This window comes from Psychromonas sp. MME2 (assembly GCF_040566515.1).
Classification (GTDB): Bacteria; Pseudomonadota; Gammaproteobacteria; order Enterobacterales; family Psychromonadaceae; genus Psychromonas.
Genome location: NZ_JBEWXI010000002.1, coordinates 347,818 through 365,427 on the forward strand (window position 1 = coordinate 347,818; position 17,610 = coordinate 365,427).

Genomic DNA, 17,610 nt, shown 5'->3' on the forward strand with positions numbered 1-17,610 from the left:
AATAAACGTTATGGAATCCCAACGCAATTTACTTTTACTCGCTTTGCTATTCGTGAGCTTTTTGCTTTATCAGGCATGGGAAATTGAAAAGAACCCACCTGTTGCACAAACTCAAACAGTAGAACAGGCAAATAATAACGCCTCTTCAGTGCCATCAAGTAATAATTTTAGCGCAGATGTTCCAGCATCGGCTCAATTATCAACTGATAGCGAAGTGCCTAGCGAAGATATGAGCAGCCAAACGGTCGTTATCGAAAATGATACGTTACGTTTAGATATCTCTCTACGTGGGGGGGATATTACCTCTGCAGATTTGTTAGATTATAATGCACAACTTCATTCGATTGAGCCGTTTCGTTTACTTGAAGATAGCAATGATTTCACCTACATTGCACAAAGTGGGTTGATTGGGCAAGGTCCCGATGCAAGCAAAAAAGGGCGACCAGTTTATCGAGCTGAAAAGCCTCAAGCTACCCTTGCTGATGGTGCGGATAGCGTATCGACAGCATTAAGCTTTGTCGATGAAAATGGTAACAAGTTTACTAAAATATTCACGCTAAAACGTGGCGAATATGTGGTTAATGTTACCTACAAAATAGAAAACAATACTGCTGAGCCATTAAATGTTCAATTATATGGACAATTAAAAGAGAGCCTTCACGATTCAGGTACCAATTTAATGATGCCTGTGTACCGAGGTGGCGCTTATTCGACAGCAGAAACACGTTATAAAAAATATAGTTTTGATGACATGAAAGACGTCGCGCTTAGTCAAACTACACAAGGTGGTTGGGTTGGCATGTTACAACACTATTTTGTAGCGGCTTGGATCCCCTCTCCGACAGATAGCAACCAACTATACAGTGCCATTATTCAGAATAAAGATGCAGCAATCGGTTTTAAAGCGCCACTGAAAACGATTGATGCAAATAGTGTTGCTGAGATTAAAGCAAACCTATGGGTTGGTCCAAAATTACAAAAAGAGATGGCTAAAACAGCAGAAAATCTTGATTTAAGTGTTGATTATGGTTGGTTATGGTTTATTGCCCAACCGTTATTTAAACTGCTACTTTTCTTCCAAAGCATTGTTGGTAACTGGGGTATTGCCATTATATTAATTACCTTTACGGTAAAAGGCGCACTTTATCCACTAACTAAAGCGCAATATACTTCAATGGCTAAAATGCGTCTTTTACAACCAAAGATTCAAGCCTTACGTGATCGCTATGGAGAAGACCGCCAGAAAGTATCTAAAGCGATGATGGAACTTTATAAGGAAGAGAAGGTTAACCCGCTTGGTGGTTGTTTCCCTATCCTATTACAGATGCCTATTTTCATCGCGTTATACTGGTCATTAATGGAGTCTGTAGAGCTTCGTCATGCACCATTTATGTTGTGGATTCAGGATTTATCAGTACAAGACCCATACTATGTATTACCTATTTTAATGGGAGTTAGTATGTTCTTTATCCAGAAAATGTCACCGAACAGCGTGCAAGATCCTATGCAGCAGAAGATTATGAGATATATGCCTCTGGTATTTACCTTCTTCTTCCTTTGGTTCCCAGCAGGTTTGGTACTTTACTGGTTAGTGAGCAATATTGTCACCTTGATTCAACAAACAATTATCTATCGCAGCTTTGAGAAAAAAGGGCTTAACGAGAAGAAATAGCTTTGTTAATGAGCTAAGGCTAAAATAAAAGGCGACTATTAGAGTCGCCTTTTTTATCTTTATTTTTTGAGGAAAAATCATGATCCAAAATAGTGATACTATTGTTGCTCAAGCGACCGCACCCGGTCGAGGAGGCGTTGGCATTATTCGTATTTCAGGGCCTGATGTCGAAGTGGTTGCTGAAGCTATTTTGGGCAAAATCCCCCGCATTCGATATGCAGAGTATCTTCCTTTTAAAAATCAAAATAATGAGGTTTTGGATGAAGGGATTGCTTTGTTGTTTAAAGCGCCTAACTCATTTACTGGCGAAGATGTTTTAGAGTTACAGGGGCATGGTGGTCCAGTTGTGATGGATATGCTAATCAAGGCTATTTTAACCATCGAAAACATTCGCAGTGCCAAGCCTGGAGAGTTTTCCGAACGAGCCTTCATGAACGATAAGCTCGATTTAGCGCAAGCTGAAGCTATTGCTGACCTGATTGAAGCCACTTCTGAGCAGGCTGCTAAAAGCGCCCTACACTCTCTACAGGGAGAGTTTTCCGAAAAAATTCATCACTTAGTAGAAAGCCTGATTCATCTGCGTATTTATGTTGAAGCCTCCATTGATTTCCCTGAGGAAGAGGTTGATTTTTTAAGCGATGGTAAAATTGCTGCAGATTTACAACAAATAATGGCGAATTTAGATGCTGTACAAGCGCAAGCGAAACAAGGAGCCATTTTACGCGAAGGGATGAAAGTGGTTATTGCTGGGCGACCTAACGCAGGTAAATCAAGCTTACTGAATAATCTAGTGGGCAAAGAGAGCGCAATCGTAACAGATATAGCGGGTACGACTCGTGATGTGATGCGTGAACATATTCATATCGATGGTATGCCATTGCATATTATTGATACGGCAGGTTTGCGTGAAGGTGTGGATGAAGTTGAAAAAATTGGTATTGAACGCGCATGGGATGAGATAAAGAGTGCTGATAGAGTCTTATTTATGCTTGATGCAACGACCACCGATGCCGAAGATCCCCATGAAATATGGCCTGATTTTATTGATAAACTGCCTAAAAATATCGGCTTAACCGTTGTTCGTAATAAAGCCGATTTAACTGGTGAGAGCTTATCTGTAACAGAACATCAGCATCATCCTGTTTATCGAATATCAGCGAAAACCGGCCTTGGCGTTACAGAGCTAAAGGAGCATCTTAAAGAGATTATGGGTTATCAAAGTAATACCGAAGGTGGTTTTATGGCAAGACGCCGTCATTTAGAAGCGATTGATAATGCACAATCCCACTTGCTTGAAGGCAAAGTTCAACTAGAAGAGTATAAAGCCGGTGAGTTATTAGCTGAAGAGCTGCGTTTAGCGCAACAATATTTGAGTGAAATAACCGGCGAATTTACCTCTGATGACTTACTCGGGCGCATCTTTTCAAGCTTTTGTATCGGCAAATAACCACTCTACTTATTGTTATTAGTGCCACTGCTTGTGGTTAAAACTGTATGCATCGTATATTGGCACTTTTTTTCGGATTTTGTATCTTGAAATAGCATGGGTATGGCTGTGAGATATCGACTATAGGCCAATGCGGATATCGTGCTTTTTAACAAGAGATTTAAGATAGAAAGTGGCGAGAAAAAACAATTAACAAATTGAAAATAAAAGGATATTTTGTTTTTATTTGTTTGTTGTCACGAATGATTGTTATTTTTTCCAATTATTTTATTGGAAAAAGGCATATTATTTATTCCGAAGCAGAGATAAAGTTTACGGGATGTAAATAAGTTATCTCAATGCTAAGGATAGTAACAGGATGTTATAACGGATAAATAGGGATTATTTATCTAATCAGGAAGATATAAGGATCAACTACAGGATGTAGTTAGGGAGCACCTTCTAGGATTGAAGGTTGATAATAACTGGATTGTTATTATTAGTCAGGATGACAAAGGACACCTCCTTGGATTGGAGATGTAGGGTAAACAGGATTGTTTATCGCATGGATGTATACGGATATCGGCCAAAGGATGGGAAGTGGACGCCTAGATGGGCATAGTCAAAAGGATGTAATGCAAGGAGCATCTACTATCAAGGATTAGATAGGGAGACTAAACTAGGGCAGCTTAGGCTGCCCTTCCTCTTTTTATAAAATAAAAATTTTCACTTTATTATTCATTATACCCATCTTATCTGAGCATGTTTGCCAGCTGCTTACTCGGTACAAATAGCCGAAATTTTTGCTTTTTAAAATCAATTATTTATTCGTTATAAATTTCGTGAAGCGAATAGACCTTTGCATTTCTAATTTTCTCTGTGCCATTTTTTAATCCCCTTTATTCGTGTAAGAGATTGACCATTGCTATTTGCAGATATAGTAAGAATAAAAGAGGTTTAAATGCTAATAAAAACACGAGAATAAAAATAACATATTGATTTTTAATGTTTTTTGTTTTTATTTATTCTTTTAATAGAAATAATCTTATTTTCATTGCAGATACCCTTGCATAATAACGTATTATTTATCCCGCAGCAGAGATAAGGTTTACAGGATGTAAATAATTCATCTCTACAGCAAGGATAATAACGGGATGTTATTCATGATAAATAGGGATTATTTGTCTAGTCAGGAAGACGTAATGGATCAGCTACAGGATGTAGTTAGGGAACACCTTCTAAGGATTGAAGGTCAATAATAACGGGATTGTTGTTATTGAGTCAGGATGACAAAAAAGGATACCTCCTAGGATTGGAGTATAGAAGACAAACAGGATTGTTTGTCTGGTCAGGAAGACGCAATGGAGCTGCTACAGGATGTAGTTAGGGAACACCTTCTAAGGATTGAAGGTCGATAATAACGGGATTGTTATTATTGAGTCAGGATGACAAAAAAGGATAGCTCCTAGGATTGGAGATAGATGACAAACAGGATTGTTTGTCTGGTCAGGAATAGACAAAGGATCAGCTACAGGATGTAGTTAGGGACCCCCTTCTTGGATTGAAGGTCGATAATAACGGGATTGTTATTGTTGAGTCAGGATGACAAAAAAGGATGTCTCCTAGGATTGGGAGAGGGATGCCTAGTTTGGCGCAATTAAATGGATGTTCTGCAAGGAGCACTTACTATCAAGGATTTGATGGCAAGATTAAATTAGGGCAGCTTAGGCTGCCCTTCCTCTTTTTATAACTCTGCATTTTCTCTATTTTATTCCCATTAATTGACTTCCACCAATCACAGCTAGTTATCCTTGTAAGAGATCGATTATTGCTATTTACAGATATCCATACTATTTTAATCTATGTATTTGATACCATAAAATTAAGTTATTGAATAATAAACTTTTTTTGAAGTATATTATTATTTGTTTACATTGTTAATTGGGCGCGAGAAACCTTTAATATTCATTTTGCAGCAAAGATTAGGCTTACAGGATGTAAACAATTCATCGCTACAGCAATAATAATCACAGGATGTTATTAAGGATAAATAAAGGTTTATTTATCTAGTCAGGAACACCCTCTTGGTTGAAAGATCTGATCACAAAGAGGGTGATAAATTCAATTTTTATCCCGAGTAGATGTGATTAAAACCTGTACAATACACCGACGGAAAACAGATCAACGTCTTCATCGATATCATACCACTCCCACTCACCGACAATACTGAACTGGTCAGTGAACATGTATTCAGCGCCGAGGCCATACAAAAGGTCGCTGCCATCGTCGTCAATACCAGAAGCAGCATCGCCTCCATCTGCATCCCACATGATCATGCCGAACTTGCCGAACAGGGCAAACTGCTCGCTGAGCGGCAGCGTGCCCTTCGCTGCGACTGTCCACCCGTCTATTTCGGCGCTGACTTTCGAACCGTCTATGTAACCATCGATCTCACCAAAATCCACCCTGGAGGCCTCAAAGGCGAGGTACGAATTCACCCCCCAACCGCCGAAGATCTTCCAGCCGATGTCCTCGTCATCGCAACTGGTGAGACCGCTGCACGCATCGATGGTAGATTGCCCGATGCTCGCACCTGCATAGAAGCCATTCTCTGCGAGGGCATTACCCGTTATGCCCAAAGTCAACAATATTGCGCTTATAAGTTTCGATTGTTTCATTACCTTTTCCTTATGGTGTATAGAAAGCATAAATTTTATCCCCAAGTACATTTGTCCTTACCTGGCCAGTTGCAATACCAATCGGAATAAATAGCTGATATATTTTACTGGTTAAAATAACTTACTTTTTTGTTGTAAGTTTCGCAAAGGGAACAACCATTTGCGTCAACTTACGCCTCAAATTAAGCCATTTTTCCTGCGCAAAATTTAGATCACATACTTAATCCGATTGGTATAACATGCCCATTACTTTGTAAAATTGTTTTCCTATAAATGCTTGTCTCATTAGTAATTAGTGATTAATTGTAATAGGGCACTTTTAATAGCTTAGTCGCGATTTTTTACGATTCAAATAAGTTTTAAAGCGAACAGGCAAGTCGTTAAAATACAATTTCGTACTATTGTGAATATAAACAACGACATTATCGTTTATTTTAATCAGCAATATTGATCAGATATTTATGTGGATTGGTATAATCACGATTGAGGTTAAATATAATCGATATTGACTAGTTTATCCTTGTAAGAGATTGACCATTGTTGTTTGCAGATATCTACACAAATTGCAGTCGTATATGAGATTAAAAAAAGCAAAAAAACAGTTAAAACCTTGAATTTTAAGTTAATTTGTTTTTTGTGTTCATTTCCATGTTGATTATTGTTATTTGTTTCTTCCTATTTTATTAAATAAAGCTTTATTATTCCTTCCGCAGTAGAGACAAGGTTTACAGGATGTAAATAATTCATCACTACCGCAAGGACAATAACAGGATGTTATTAAAGATAAATAAGGATTATTTATCTAATCAGGAAGATTTAAAGGATTGGCTACAGGATGTAGTTAAGGAACACCTTCTAAGGATTGAAGGTTCGATAATAACGGGATAGTTATTATTGAGTCAGGATGACAAAATGGACAACTCCTAGGATTGGAGATGAATGATAGACAGGATTGTTTATCTAAATGGATGTAAAGGGATGAGCCCAAAGGATTGGGGAGTGGATGCCTAGATGGGCAATAGTCAATGGATGCGTCGCTTGGAGCACGGTCTATCACGGAATAGATAGAATGGCTAAATTGGGCAGCTTAGGCTGCCCACCTCTTTTGTCATATATATCTGTAAAATTTACCCGCCTAATTGTGCTTTTAAACTCTCTTCTAATTTTTCATATTTAAACTTAAATCCAGCTTCGATTAATTTTTTAGGTACGACATTGGTGCTTGAAAGTAGTAATTCTTTGCCCATTTCTGCAAACAGTAATCGAACCATAAAGCTAGGTAGTGGGAAACAGTTGGGACGTTTTAATTGTTTTGCTAGCAGATGACTAAATATACTATTGCTAATCGGGTTTGGTGAAACAAAATTAACGGGTCCGTTTAGTGATTCATTATCTATTGTGAATGATATCGCCCTAACCATGTCATGAATATCAATCCAGCTCATTATTTGTTGGCCATTGCCTATTTTCCCACCTAATCCAAATTTAAATACAGGCAGCATTTTCGCTAATGCCCCACCATCTTTACTTATCACTAAACCTGTGCGTAAATTAATGAGACGTGTACCGACACGCTTAATCGCATTGCTACTTTCCTCCCATTGTTGTGCTAATTGGCTAACAAAGTCACCACCCACTGGACTCTCTTCATCTAGCTCTTGCTCTCCTCTGTTGCCATAAAAGCCTATTGCAGAGGCATTAATCCATAACTTAGGGGCAGGTGAACTAATCATGAAATGTTTGACAAGTTTCTCGGTGGTTATAATTCTGCTATCTAATAGTTGTTGTTTTCTTTTTTCTGACCAACGCCCATTGGCAATATTCTCACCCGCTAAGTTAATCACGATATCGGGATGGTTAAATTCATTTAAGCAAAAAGTATCACTTTCTCTATCCCAGTATGGGTGTTTGTTCTGAGCGTGTCGCATCAAACGTCCGACGTTAATCCCCTGCGCTTGTAAAAACGGGACTAAGGCTGAACCAATTAAACCAGATGATCCAGCGATAAGTATTTTCTTGGTAGACATATATCACCTATAAAAAAAAATTAGTTTAGGTAGACATCGGGTGTTAAAACAATCCCTTTGTGTTCTAGCTAAATTAGAGCATAGCACTTTGCCTTGAACTCCATAAAATTAGTTATACCAATCAGAATAAATAGCTGATCTATTTTACGGGTTAAAATGACTTACTTTTTTGTTGTAAGTTTCGCAAAGGGAACAACCATTTGCGTTAACTTACACCTCAACTTACGCCTCAAATTAAGCGATTATTTCTGCGCAAAATTTAGATCACATACTTAATTCGATTGGTATTACACAGCATGCTGTGAAACTTGAATTTTGCAACATTAACATTTTTTACGCTTTCATTATCACTAATGAGTTTATATATATGTAAACGATACAAGGGATGATAACGATCACTGTTGAGAGTCATTTATGCGGTAATTGGTATTATAAATCTAGTGTTATTGAGGGGAGGGTGTCTGCTGGGCGAGCACAGCAAAGTAAAACTTGCCCCTCTTCTGGTATATAGCCGAGTGTTTTTGTATAGCTCACTTTACCTTTTTCGATATGACAACGACAAGCCCCGCAGTTACCGGTTCGGCAACTATACATCGGTTTTATCCCTTGTTTTTCAGCAAATTCTAAAAGTGAGCCTTCTTCGGGTGTCCAGATAGCGGTTATATTGCTGCTAGAGAAGTGAATTTCAGACTTTTTTGCTATTGGTAAAGTGGGGGTATTATTCTCTTCTATTGAGCCTTCTCCAAAAAACTCATAAAAAATGTTGGATTTATTGACGCCTGTGATCCTTAAGCCTGTATAAAGAGAACGCATAAATGACTCTGAACCACATAGGTAAAAATCAAACAGGTCAAATGGCAGAATTCTTTTTAGTAGCTCGATGTTTATTCGGCCAGTAGTCGAGTCATTACCAGCTGCTGCATCAGTGCTTTTGGGTTGAGAATACACGCTATGAATATGCAACCAGTGATGCTGTTTAGTGAGTGTTGTTAATTCATTAGTAAAAGCATGAGTTTCAGGGTTTTTAGTGCCGTGTATAAACCAGACGCTGCGTGGTGTAGCTCCATTTTTAATATCGCGAATGAGCCCTTGTAGCATGGCTATCATTGGCGTAATGCCGACACCCATTGAGAGTAAGACGATAGGATTATCATTGGCGTTTAGGGTAAACTTCCCTGCAGGTTGACCAGCATAAATTATGTCTCCCGTATTGAGCTGATCGTGCAATATCCTTGAAACTAGTCCGTTTGATTCACGTTTAACAGAAATTCTATAGGTGTCATTAGCTGGGGCTCTTGATAAAGTATAACTGCGAAAAATGGGGGCGTTAGCGTCATTTGGTTTAATACTAATGGGTAAGAATTGACCTGGTTGATATGCTTTTAATACAGAGTTATCAACGGGAGTGAGGTAAAAGGAGGTTATGTCGAGGCTTTCTTTTATTTTTTGCGTAATTATAAATGCTTTTTGATCGAGGCATACATCTCGGTTTTCTTGCCAGATACCGGTGTGAAATAAAGATGGAGACAATTCTTTTAACACACCCTGTATTGGCAAAAAGTTGTCAAGGTAAATACTATTGCGAATTTTGACTGAAACAATCCGCTCAGCACCTTCAAATTCGATTGCCGCACTTTCATCCCAAATGATTGTGGCTTCACCGGTAAGGAATACAGTTTCACCAGTTGAATAGTTAGGAATAAATAGGCCAACGCGGCCATCGGATTCTATATTACCCAGTGTGTTAAAGAAGCGATTCCCGCTAAAATCAGGAAAGTATAGTGTGTCGCCCTCTACTTTTATAAAACCAGGTTTGCCCCCACGATGGGACGCGTCGATGCCATCTCTTTTATCGGTTGAAAAAAAACGAGTGCGCGAGGCAATAAAAAACGTATCGGCAGATTCAAGCAATGCAAGGGAAGTGGGGGATAGTGTTTTTTCAAGTGTTAGGGTAGAGATATTTAAATGCCGTAAATGGCTTTTAGTCCAACTTAATTCTCGCTTTTGAATGTATTGAGGGCAGTTACCAAAGCTTTGTTCTACTACAATTGAAAAGCCCGTTGGGTTAATGTTTTTAATTACCCCATTCATGCGGTTACGGCGGCGAGTATGCGAGTCTATACCCACAAGGCCTATTTTCTGATTGTTTGTAAAATTAAGTTTAAAAAGATCCGTAAGCGCAGGGAGTGTTGCTATATTAAGTGTTTTTTTATCTGGTGATTGGATAAAACCAGGTTTATCGAATAATGGCATAGCCCATGGATAACCATCATGATCTACGAGTCCAATGATCACCATCGGTAAGTTAGTAAAAAACTCTCTGTGTTGATCTGGCATAGCTGCACGTATAAAACCCTCACTAGATCGAGAAACCATTTCGGCAATGCCCAGCTTCTCTTGGATTGCAATTTCAGCGTCGTGAAACTGAGATTTTTTTGTGCTAGGCATAGTTGGCTCCATTTTTTATACGGGTATCTTGAGTAAGTTTATGCTTTTGGAAGCGCTGAGCGAGCCATGGCGACAAAACGTGGATGCGCTTCAACACGTTCAAGCCATGCTTGAATTGCATGGTAGGGAGCCAGTGAGACGCCCCCCTCTGGGACGTGTGAAATATAGCTGTAACACGCAACATCAGCCAAAGTGATCGCTTCACCAGCTAGATAATTGCGAGTTTTCAATATAGCTTCAATTACTGAAAAAAGTCCCCCCGTAATTTCTTTGGCTTTGTTGTAATCTAAATCCGCTGCGAAGACTTTAACTAAACGAACAGCACAAGGCCCGTAAGCTATTTCACCGGCTGCTACAGACAACCAGCGCTGTACTTCCGCTGCTTTAATCGGCTCTTCTGGATACCATTCATAACCCTCATTATATTTTTTATATAAGTAAATCATTATTGCATTTGAATCAGATAGTGTGACACCGTTGTCATCAATAGCGGGTACTTGTCCAAAAGGGCTTATTTTTAAATACTCGGGTGTTTTGTGTGCACCGTTAGCCATATCTAGATCAATCGTTTCGTATGGAATATCCAACAGTGCTAGCATTAATTCTGCGCGGTGACAGTGACCGGAAATAGGGTTACGATACAATTTTATTGGGCTACTATTTGTAGGGAATTTTATGTTCATAATATTAACCTCTCGCTAAGTTATTAAAATATAATGTTTTCTAAAGTTCAGTGGTTATAATCCCAAGTCGCTTAGGCTTTGGTGGTTATTAGGTCGATGTTCGGTTTCCCAGTGAAGTAAGCGTTCACTGTTTGCGATAGGGTGTTCATTAATGCTGGCGATGCGACGGTGCATTAAGCCATCCTCTGCAAATTCCCAGTTTTCATTGCCATACGCTCTAAACCATTGTCCGGAATCATCATGGAATTCATAAGCAAATCGCACGGCAATACGATTTTCAGTAAATGCCCAAAGTTCTTTTATTAAGCGGTAATCAAGTTCTCGAGTCCATTTTCGGGTTAGCAAAGCCTCTATTTCTTCACGTCCCTGAATAAATTCGGCGCGATTACGCCAAAGACAATCTTCGGTATAGGCTAATGCGACCTTTTTAGGATCACGGCTATTCCAGCCATCTTCTGCTAATCGAATTTTCTGAGTGGCAGTTTCTAGGTTAAAAGGTGGAATTGGTGGTCTTGACATTGTGTATTCCTCTTTTTTCAATGTTTGGGTGGTAATGCATGGTCATTGATATACGAGATATAAATATTTACTATTTCGTAATTCTACATAGGAATTTTAGTTTGTTATCAAAGAGAAATAATTACATAAAATAGGAAAACACTATTTCATTTTATGGAATAAAAATAAGAGTGTTATTTGGGATAGCAAAATATTCCGATATCTTTTCAGGGGCACGGACAAAATAAAATTATGTTCGATAGTTTTTCGATTCATGCGCAGTAGCGGCTTACTTAGCGGTGCGATAGGAGTATATTAGGCAACAATTAGCTTGCATTTATTTTGCTATTAGAAGAGTTAGTCACTGTAATCAATGGCTTTTAATATTCTATTTTCCTAAAAAAGGATAAAGACTATGTCCATGTTACTTCAACATACAAAGTTAGGAGGGCATCTTGAGGTAACATGGGTATATATTATGCGTTATCTAATGCGCTAATTGCTGCTAAAGGTTCTGCTCGATGGGTGTAGTCTGCATTTATATCAGCAAATACGACTTTACCCGTTTTTTCGATAACGTAAGTTGCCGCGAGTGGTAGTTCAAACACACCATTGCCGTTGTGTGCTTCCAGATCAATACCAAAACTTTTGTAAATTGGTCTTAGTGATTCAGGTAAAGTAAATACCAAATCCAGTGTTTTAGCAAAAGCCGATTTAGGATCGGATAATACGGAAAATTTCAGTGAGTTTTTTTCTATTGTTGTAAGTGATGCATCGGGTAGTTCAGGGGTAATGGCCAATAGATTGGCTCCTCGTGCTTTTATTTCATCCAATATTTGTTGGTATGCTCGTAGCTCTAAGTTGCAGTAGGGGCACCAGCCACCTCGATAAAAGGTTAGCACTACAGCCCCTTGAGATAATTTATCAGACAAACTTACCGCATTACCGAGTTGATCTGTTAGTGTGAAGTTAGGAAATTGATCGCCAACTTTTGGGGCGTATTGTGCTACTGATGAAGCCTTCAATTTTTCTGTTTCTGCTAACATAATATGCAGCTTTTCAGTCGGAATATTTTTAGCATATGCTGTGCGTATTTCGTTTAGTTGTTTTTCCAAGCTCATAGTAACTCCTTAGTGGTATCAAGTTATTAATGTTTTTGAACGATCATTCAAAATACTAATGGCTTGAAATGCATGAGTCAATAGTTAATTTTGAATAGTTGTTCAAAATAGTATTAAATAGCACTAAATTACTCAGAGGTTTAACGTAATGGCGAATAAAAAATTTGATGCAGATATTGTACTAGAACAGGCTCTAGCTACTTTTTGGCGATATGGTTTTTATGGCACGACTATACCTCAATTGGTTAAAGCGACGACTCTGCGTCCAGGGAGCCTTTATCGTGAGTTTGGAAATAAAGAGGCTCTGTATAAGCGAGCTTTGAGTCGATATACCGAAAAGACGATTGATAATATCAACCAAGTTATCAGTGAAAGTAGTGATGTACTTGAGGGGGTGTTGAAAATTTTAAAGGGGTTGCAAACGAGTGCTAACTCTGACTCCTATTGCGGATGTTTTTTAATTAAAAGCCAACTTGAATTATCAGCGCACAATCCGAAAGTTTCTGCTTATGTATCAACTGAGTTAGCGCGCATAGAAGAAAATTATAAGTGTCAGCTGATGCATTTTTTCACTTCAGCGCAAAGTAAGCTGTATGCCAAGCAATTGATGATCGTAATCTTTGGATTAAGGGTTGATGGCTATCAAAAAAATCAATTGGAAAATAGTGAGGAGTTATTGCTGGGATTATTACCTTGGCTGGGTAATGAATATCAATGCTATTAATACCAACTCCTATAATTATCTATCCATTAATATTTGTTAATTAGCATAAATAGTTACTCCACTTGATACCTTGCTATTATCCATTTTTTCTCTGCCTAAATAGATAATATAATTACAGGTTTTCCTATAAGTTGCGTGGGGGATAAGGTTGTATTTTATGGCCTTTAGTATGGTCATCATAATGCGATTATTAAGTATTTCATATTTTTAAACGGATAAGGGTTGTGAAGTAAATGGATAAATTACAATCAATAAAGGTCTTTATAGAAGTCGCTAAATGCCAGAGTTTTTCTGAGGCGGCATTAACTTTAAATATGTCTGCGCCCGCAGTAACAAGGGCGGTAGCTGCCTTGGAAGATAGGTTACGTGTTAAGCTTCTGAATCGCACCACAAGACTTGTTAGGTTAACCGCGCCAGGTCTGCGTTTTTTACATGATGCAGAAAATATATTAGAATCCCTTAATGAGGCAGAGTGTGCTGCATCTGGCGTTTACTCAAAACCAGCGGGAACATTAACGGTTACTGCACCGGTGTTGTTTGGCCAAAAATATATAATGCCAATAATACAAGAGTACTTGGATACTTACCCCGATGTACGAGTAAAGGCCGTTTTTTTTGACCGTGTTACCAGTTTATTAGAAGAGGAGTTGGATGTTGCAATCCGCATTGGTTATCTAAAAGATTCAAGTCTTTATGCTACACAAGTGGGGCAGGTAAGGAGAGTTGTTTGTGCATCGCCTAGATATTTTATACATAAAGGTGTTCCCATGCACCCAAGTGATCTTGCTGACCATGATATTATTTATCCAGAGACTTATGAAAGCAGGCCAGAGTGGAAATTTCAACATCAAGGTGTGATCGAGACGGTTAAGTTAGAGCCTCGTCTATCTTGCAATCAAAATGCGGCTGCATTAAAGGCTGCGTTAGATGGTTATGGTATAACTCGGTTAATGTCTTATCAAGTTGCACAAGAGCTGGCAAACGGCACTTTACAAGATGTACTAACAAGCTATGAAGGTGAGCCTCTTCCCGTAAGCATTTTACACATAGAAGGTCGTCGAACGAATGCAAAGATAAGAACTTTCATTGATTTAGCTGCTGCGCGTTTGAAAAAGTCGTTAATATTTTAAACTTACCCACTTTAAATAGGTCGCTTTCATATACTGAATATAAAAATTTTATTTGTAGAATGCGGGTATGGTAACCATCACTGTGATAAAATTTACAATTAAAACAATGAGGTAATGCCTGTATGCTACTTATGATTGATAATTACGATTCATTTACATATAACTTGGTGCAATACTTTGGTGAATTACAACAAGAAGTTATTGTTAAAAGAAATGATCAAATTAGTATCCAAGAAATTGCCGATTTAAACCCCGACCACATTGTCATCTCCCCGGGCCCTTGCACCCCTAATGAAGCGGGTATTTCTTTGCCTGTTATAGAACGTTTTGCTGGGAAAATTCCTTTACTAGGCGTCTGTTTAGGGCATCAAAGTATTGCTCAAGTGTTTGGTGCGCAAGTCGTGCGTGCGCAGAAGGTTATGCATGGTAAAAATTCATTAATTAACCACGATGGAAAGGGGGTCTTTACTGGATTAAGTTCACCCTTAAATATAACGCGTTATCATAGTTTAATTGTTGAACCTAGTACCTTACCAAGCTGTTTTGATGTTTCAGCGCATGTTATTGGTAGCAATGAAATAATGGCTATTCGTCATAAATATTTAGCTCTTGAGGGGGTGCAATTTCACCCTGAAAGCATCATGTCTGAACAAGGTTTACAGTTACTGAATAATTTTATTAAACAGGGTATTGGTTTCAAAAAATAAGTGCGTATATTATACGCCTATAAACAGTTGATTATTTATCTTTCATCCCTATACAGTTAAAAGGCTCCATTATGTCAAACACAGAAACCACTCGTGCACTTTTCGATCAAGTAATGGTGCCCAATTATGCGCCTTTGAATATGATCCCTGTACGAGGTGAAGGCTCTCGAGTTTGGGATCAAGAGGATAAAGAATACTTAGATTTAACCAGCGGTATCGCGGTAAATGCGCTCGGACATGCTCACCCTGAATTGGTTAGTGCATTAACTGAACAAGCGAAAAAAATATGGCATGTGAGTAATATTTATACCAATGAACCTGCATTATCATTGGCACAAAATTTAGTCGAAAATACCTTTGCTGAAAAAGTGTTTTTCGCAAATTCAGGCGCAGAAGCGAATGAGGCTGCATTAAAACTGGCACGTCGCTTTGCTTGTGATAACTATTGCGCGGATAAAACAGAAATTATTGCTTTCTATCAAGGCTTTCATGGGCGAACTTTTTTCACCGTCACTGTTGGTGGACAAGCCAGTTATTCCGACGGTTTTGGCCCCAAACCAGCTGATATAACACATTTACAATATAATGATTTAGCAGCTTTAGAAAAGGCTATTTCAGATAAAACCTGTGCGGTTATTTTAGAACCCTTACAAGGGGAAGGTGGGGTTTTACCCATCGACAAGAAATTTGCGCAAGGGGTACGTGATTTATGCGATAAATACCATGCCTTAATGATTTTTGATGAAGTGCAGACGGGGATGGGGCGTACGGGTGAGTTATTTGCCTATATGGGCTTGGGGGTAACGCCAGATATATTAACCTCGGCAAAATCATTAGGTTCAGGCTTTCCTATCTCTGCAATGTTGACCTTAACGAAGTATGCGCAGAGCTTAACACCGGGTACTCATGGCACCACCTTTGGTGGTAACCCATTGGCCTGTGCGGTAGCAAACAAAGCCTTTGAATTAATTAATACGCCACAAATGTTACAAGGCGTAAAAGAGAAAGGGGTGTTAATACGCCAACTATTAGCTGAAATTAATGATGAATTTTCCGTTTTTCAGGAAATTCGTGGTGCGGGATTATTAATAGGTGCGGTATTGAATGAATCCTATCAAGGGCGTGCTAAGGAATTTTTAACCGTGAGTGCCGAAAATGGGTTGTTGGTGCTGATTGCGGGTGCGAATGTGATCCGTTTTGCTCCTGCATTGAATATAAGTAATGATGAAATTAAAGAAGCGCTGCTTAAATTCAAGCAAGCGGTAAAAGCGGTTGTTGTAAATAAATAAAAAAAGCAATGTTACAGCATAGGCTTTATACTCTTAGGGTAGAGTAAGAAAAGAATAATTCACCCCTTTAATAATGCTAAAATAACTCTTATTAAAGACTGGTGGTGATAATAAATAAGTGCAGGTCATTAGCGCCTGACTTAAATACAGTATTATGAATTGGGAGCTCAAAAATGAGACGCGAATTAGCAATTGAATTTTCTCGAGTAACAGAGGCAGCAGCCTTAGCGGCTTATAAATGGTTAGGAAGAGGCGATAAAAATACAGCAGATGGCGCAGCGGTAGAAGCTATGCGTTTAATATTCAATCAAATTGATATTGATGGTGAAATCGTTATTGGTGAAGGTGAGATAGATGAAGCGCCAATGCTTTATATTGGCGAACATGTTGGAACGGGTAAAGGGGATGCTGTTGATATAGCAGTAGATCCTATTGAAGGCACTCGTATGACGGCGATGGGACAATCGAATGCCTTAGCTGTATTAGCTGTTGGTGAAAAGGGTAGCTTTTTACGTGCTCCCGATATGTATATGGAAAAACTCATTGTTGGGCCAAATGCAAAAGAAGCGATTAACTTGGAGTTATCTTTAGAGCAAAATTTAAAATCAATCGCATTTGCTTTGGGTAAATCGCTAACTGAGTTAACCGTTGCTACCTTAGCAAAACCTCGCCATGATCGTATTATTAAAGATATGCAAGGATTAGGTGTACGCGTATTTGCTATTCCCGATGGCGATGTCGCTATCTCTGTTTTAGCCTGTATGCCAGATAATCAGGTTGATGTATTGTATTGTATTGGTGGCGCTCCTGAAGGCGTTATTTCTGCTGCGGTAGTGCGTGCCTTAGATGGTAATATGCAAGCGCGTTTAATCCCAAGACCGATGGTTAAGGGGCCTACAGAAGAAAATATTCGTATTGGTAAAGAAGAGGTTGAGCGCTGCAAAGCAGTGGGTATTGAAGTTAATAAGGTATTGAAATTAGAAGATTTAGTTAAAAATGATAATGTTATCTTTTCGGCAACGGGGATCACTAAAGGCGATTTAGTTGAGGGAGTTGAAAAAATGGGTCGTTTAGCGACGACTGAGACACTATTAGTTCGCGGTAAATCTCGAACCGTTCGCCGTATTCGCTCAACCCATTATTTAGACCGTAAAGATCCTAAATTAAAAGAGATAATTCTTTAAGCTAATGGCACATGATCAAAAAA

At 38.7% G+C, this 17,610-nt stretch carries 13 protein-coding genes; 7 read left to right on the top strand and 6 right to left on the bottom strand.

The window, feature by feature from the left end; translation table 11 throughout:
• The first annotated feature begins 10 nt into the window (after positions 1–10).
• Positions 11–1,672: a membrane protein insertase YidC gene (gene yidC / locus AB1A03_RS01990; protein ID WP_354622903.1), complete on the top strand. Its 1,662-nt coding sequence runs from the start codon at positions 11–13 to the stop codon at positions 1,670–1,672.
• 79 nt (positions 1,673–1,751) lie between these two features.
• Positions 1,752–3,119 (top strand): tRNA uridine-5-carboxymethylaminomethyl(34) synthesis GTPase MnmE, encoded by a 1,368-nt coding sequence (gene mnmE / locus AB1A03_RS01995; protein WP_354622904.1) that lies wholly within the window; start codon positions 1,752–1,754, stop codon positions 3,117–3,119.
• Positions 3,120–5,245: 2,126 nt separating this feature from the next.
• Here mnmE and AB1A03_RS02000 read toward each other — a convergent pair.
• The 6 genes from AB1A03_RS02000 to AB1A03_RS02025 form a co-directional block, all read right to left on the bottom strand.
• The gene (locus tag AB1A03_RS02000) at positions 5,246–5,776 is read right to left on the bottom strand and encodes an outer membrane beta-barrel protein (protein WP_354622906.1); all 531 of its coding nucleotides are present in this window, start codon (positions 5,774–5,776) and stop codon (positions 5,246–5,248) included.
• Positions 5,777–6,903: 1,127 nt separating this feature from the next.
• On the bottom strand, positions 6,904–7,803 hold the full coding sequence (locus AB1A03_RS02005) for a TIGR01777 family oxidoreductase (RefSeq protein ID WP_354622907.1): 900 nt from the start codon (positions 7,801–7,803) through the stop codon (positions 6,904–6,906).
• Positions 7,804–8,232: 429 nt separating this feature from the next.
• Positions 8,233–10,251 carry a 2Fe-2S iron-sulfur cluster-binding protein gene (locus AB1A03_RS02010; protein WP_354622908.1) on the bottom strand — a complete coding sequence of 673 codons (2,019 nt, stop codon included), beginning with the start codon at positions 10,249–10,251 and terminating at the stop codon, positions 8,233–8,235.
• Between the two features lie 38 nt (positions 10,252–10,289).
• Positions 10,290–10,934: a glutathione S-transferase family protein gene (locus AB1A03_RS02015; RefSeq protein WP_354622909.1), complete on the bottom strand. Its 645-nt coding sequence runs from the start codon at positions 10,932–10,934 to the stop codon at positions 10,290–10,292.
• A gap of 54 nt (positions 10,935–10,988) precedes the next feature.
• Entirely contained in the window at positions 10,989–11,453 is a 465-nt protein-coding gene (locus AB1A03_RS02020; RefSeq protein ID WP_354622910.1) for a nuclear transport factor 2 family protein, read from the bottom strand.
• Positions 11,454–11,908: 455 nt separating this feature from the next.
• Positions 11,909–12,553 carry a peroxiredoxin-like family protein gene (locus tag AB1A03_RS02025; protein ID WP_354622912.1) on the bottom strand — a complete coding sequence of 215 codons (645 nt, stop codon included), beginning with the start codon at positions 12,551–12,553 and terminating at the stop codon, positions 11,909–11,911.
• A 148-nt stretch (positions 12,554–12,701) separates the two neighbouring features.
• Here AB1A03_RS02025 and AB1A03_RS02030 point away from each other — a divergent pair, with 148 nt between their 5' ends.
• From AB1A03_RS02030 to glpX, 5 genes are all read left to right on the top strand, one after another.
• The gene (locus AB1A03_RS02030) at positions 12,702–13,277 is read left to right on the top strand and encodes a TetR/AcrR family transcriptional regulator (RefSeq protein WP_354622913.1); all 576 of its coding nucleotides are present in this window, start codon (positions 12,702–12,704) and stop codon (positions 13,275–13,277) included.
• Between the two features lie 233 nt (positions 13,278–13,510).
• A complete protein-coding gene (locus AB1A03_RS02035) occupies positions 13,511–14,407 on the top strand; it encodes a LysR family transcriptional regulator (protein WP_354622915.1) in 897 nt (298 codons plus the stop codon).
• A 122-nt stretch (positions 14,408–14,529) separates the two neighbouring features.
• Positions 14,530–15,114 (top strand): anthranilate synthase component II, encoded by a 585-nt coding sequence (locus AB1A03_RS02040; protein WP_354622916.1) that lies wholly within the window; start codon positions 14,530–14,532, stop codon positions 15,112–15,114.
• A gap of 71 nt (positions 15,115–15,185) precedes the next feature.
• Complete coding sequence (locus AB1A03_RS02045; RefSeq protein WP_354622917.1) at positions 15,186–16,403, top strand: aspartate aminotransferase family protein; 1,218 nt, start codon at positions 15,186–15,188, stop codon at positions 16,401–16,403.
• Positions 16,404–16,576: 173 nt separating this feature from the next.
• Positions 16,577–17,587, top strand: coding sequence for a class II fructose-bisphosphatase (gene glpX / locus AB1A03_RS02050; RefSeq protein ID WP_354622918.1), 1,011 nt, complete (start codon positions 16,577–16,579; stop codon positions 17,585–17,587).
• Positions 17,588–17,610: the final 23 nt, after the last annotated feature.

Coding starts and splice junctions, on each gene's coding strand:
- glpX (WP_354622918.1), top strand. CDS start 16,577: ATGAGACGCGAATTAGCAATTGAATTTTCTCGAGTAACAGAGGCAGCA.
- yidC (WP_354622903.1), top strand. CDS start 11: ATGGAATCCCAACGCAATTTACTTTTACTCGCTTTGCTATTCGTGAGC.
- AB1A03_RS02040 (WP_354622916.1), top strand. CDS start 14,530: ATGCTACTTATGATTGATAATTACGATTCATTTACATATAACTTGGTG.
- AB1A03_RS02045 (WP_354622917.1), top strand. CDS start 15,186: ATGTCAAACACAGAAACCACTCGTGCACTTTTCGATCAAGTAATGGTG.
- AB1A03_RS02030 (WP_354622913.1), top strand. CDS start 12,702: ATGGCGAATAAAAAATTTGATGCAGATATTGTACTAGAACAGGCTCTA.
- AB1A03_RS02000 (WP_354622906.1), bottom strand. CDS start 5,776: ATGAAACAATCGAAACTTATAAGCGCAATATTGTTGACTTTGGGCATA.
- AB1A03_RS02020 (WP_354622910.1), bottom strand. CDS start 11,453: ATGTCAAGACCACCAATTCCACCTTTTAACCTAGAAACTGCCACTCAG.
- AB1A03_RS02005 (WP_354622907.1), bottom strand. CDS start 7,803: ATGTCTACCAAGAAAATACTTATCGCTGGATCATCTGGTTTAATTGGT.
- AB1A03_RS02025 (WP_354622912.1), bottom strand. CDS start 12,553: ATGAGCTTGGAAAAACAACTAAACGAAATACGCACAGCATATGCTAAA.
- AB1A03_RS02015 (WP_354622909.1), bottom strand. CDS start 10,934: ATGAACATAAAATTCCCTACAAATAGTAGCCCAATAAAATTGTATCGT.
- AB1A03_RS02010 (WP_354622908.1), bottom strand. CDS start 10,251: ATGCCTAGCACAAAAAAATCTCAGTTTCACGACGCTGAAATTGCAATC.
- mnmE (WP_354622904.1), top strand. CDS start 1,752: ATGATCCAAAATAGTGATACTATTGTTGCTCAAGCGACCGCACCCGGT.
- AB1A03_RS02035 (WP_354622915.1), top strand. CDS start 13,511: ATGGATAAATTACAATCAATAAAGGTCTTTATAGAAGTCGCTAAATGC.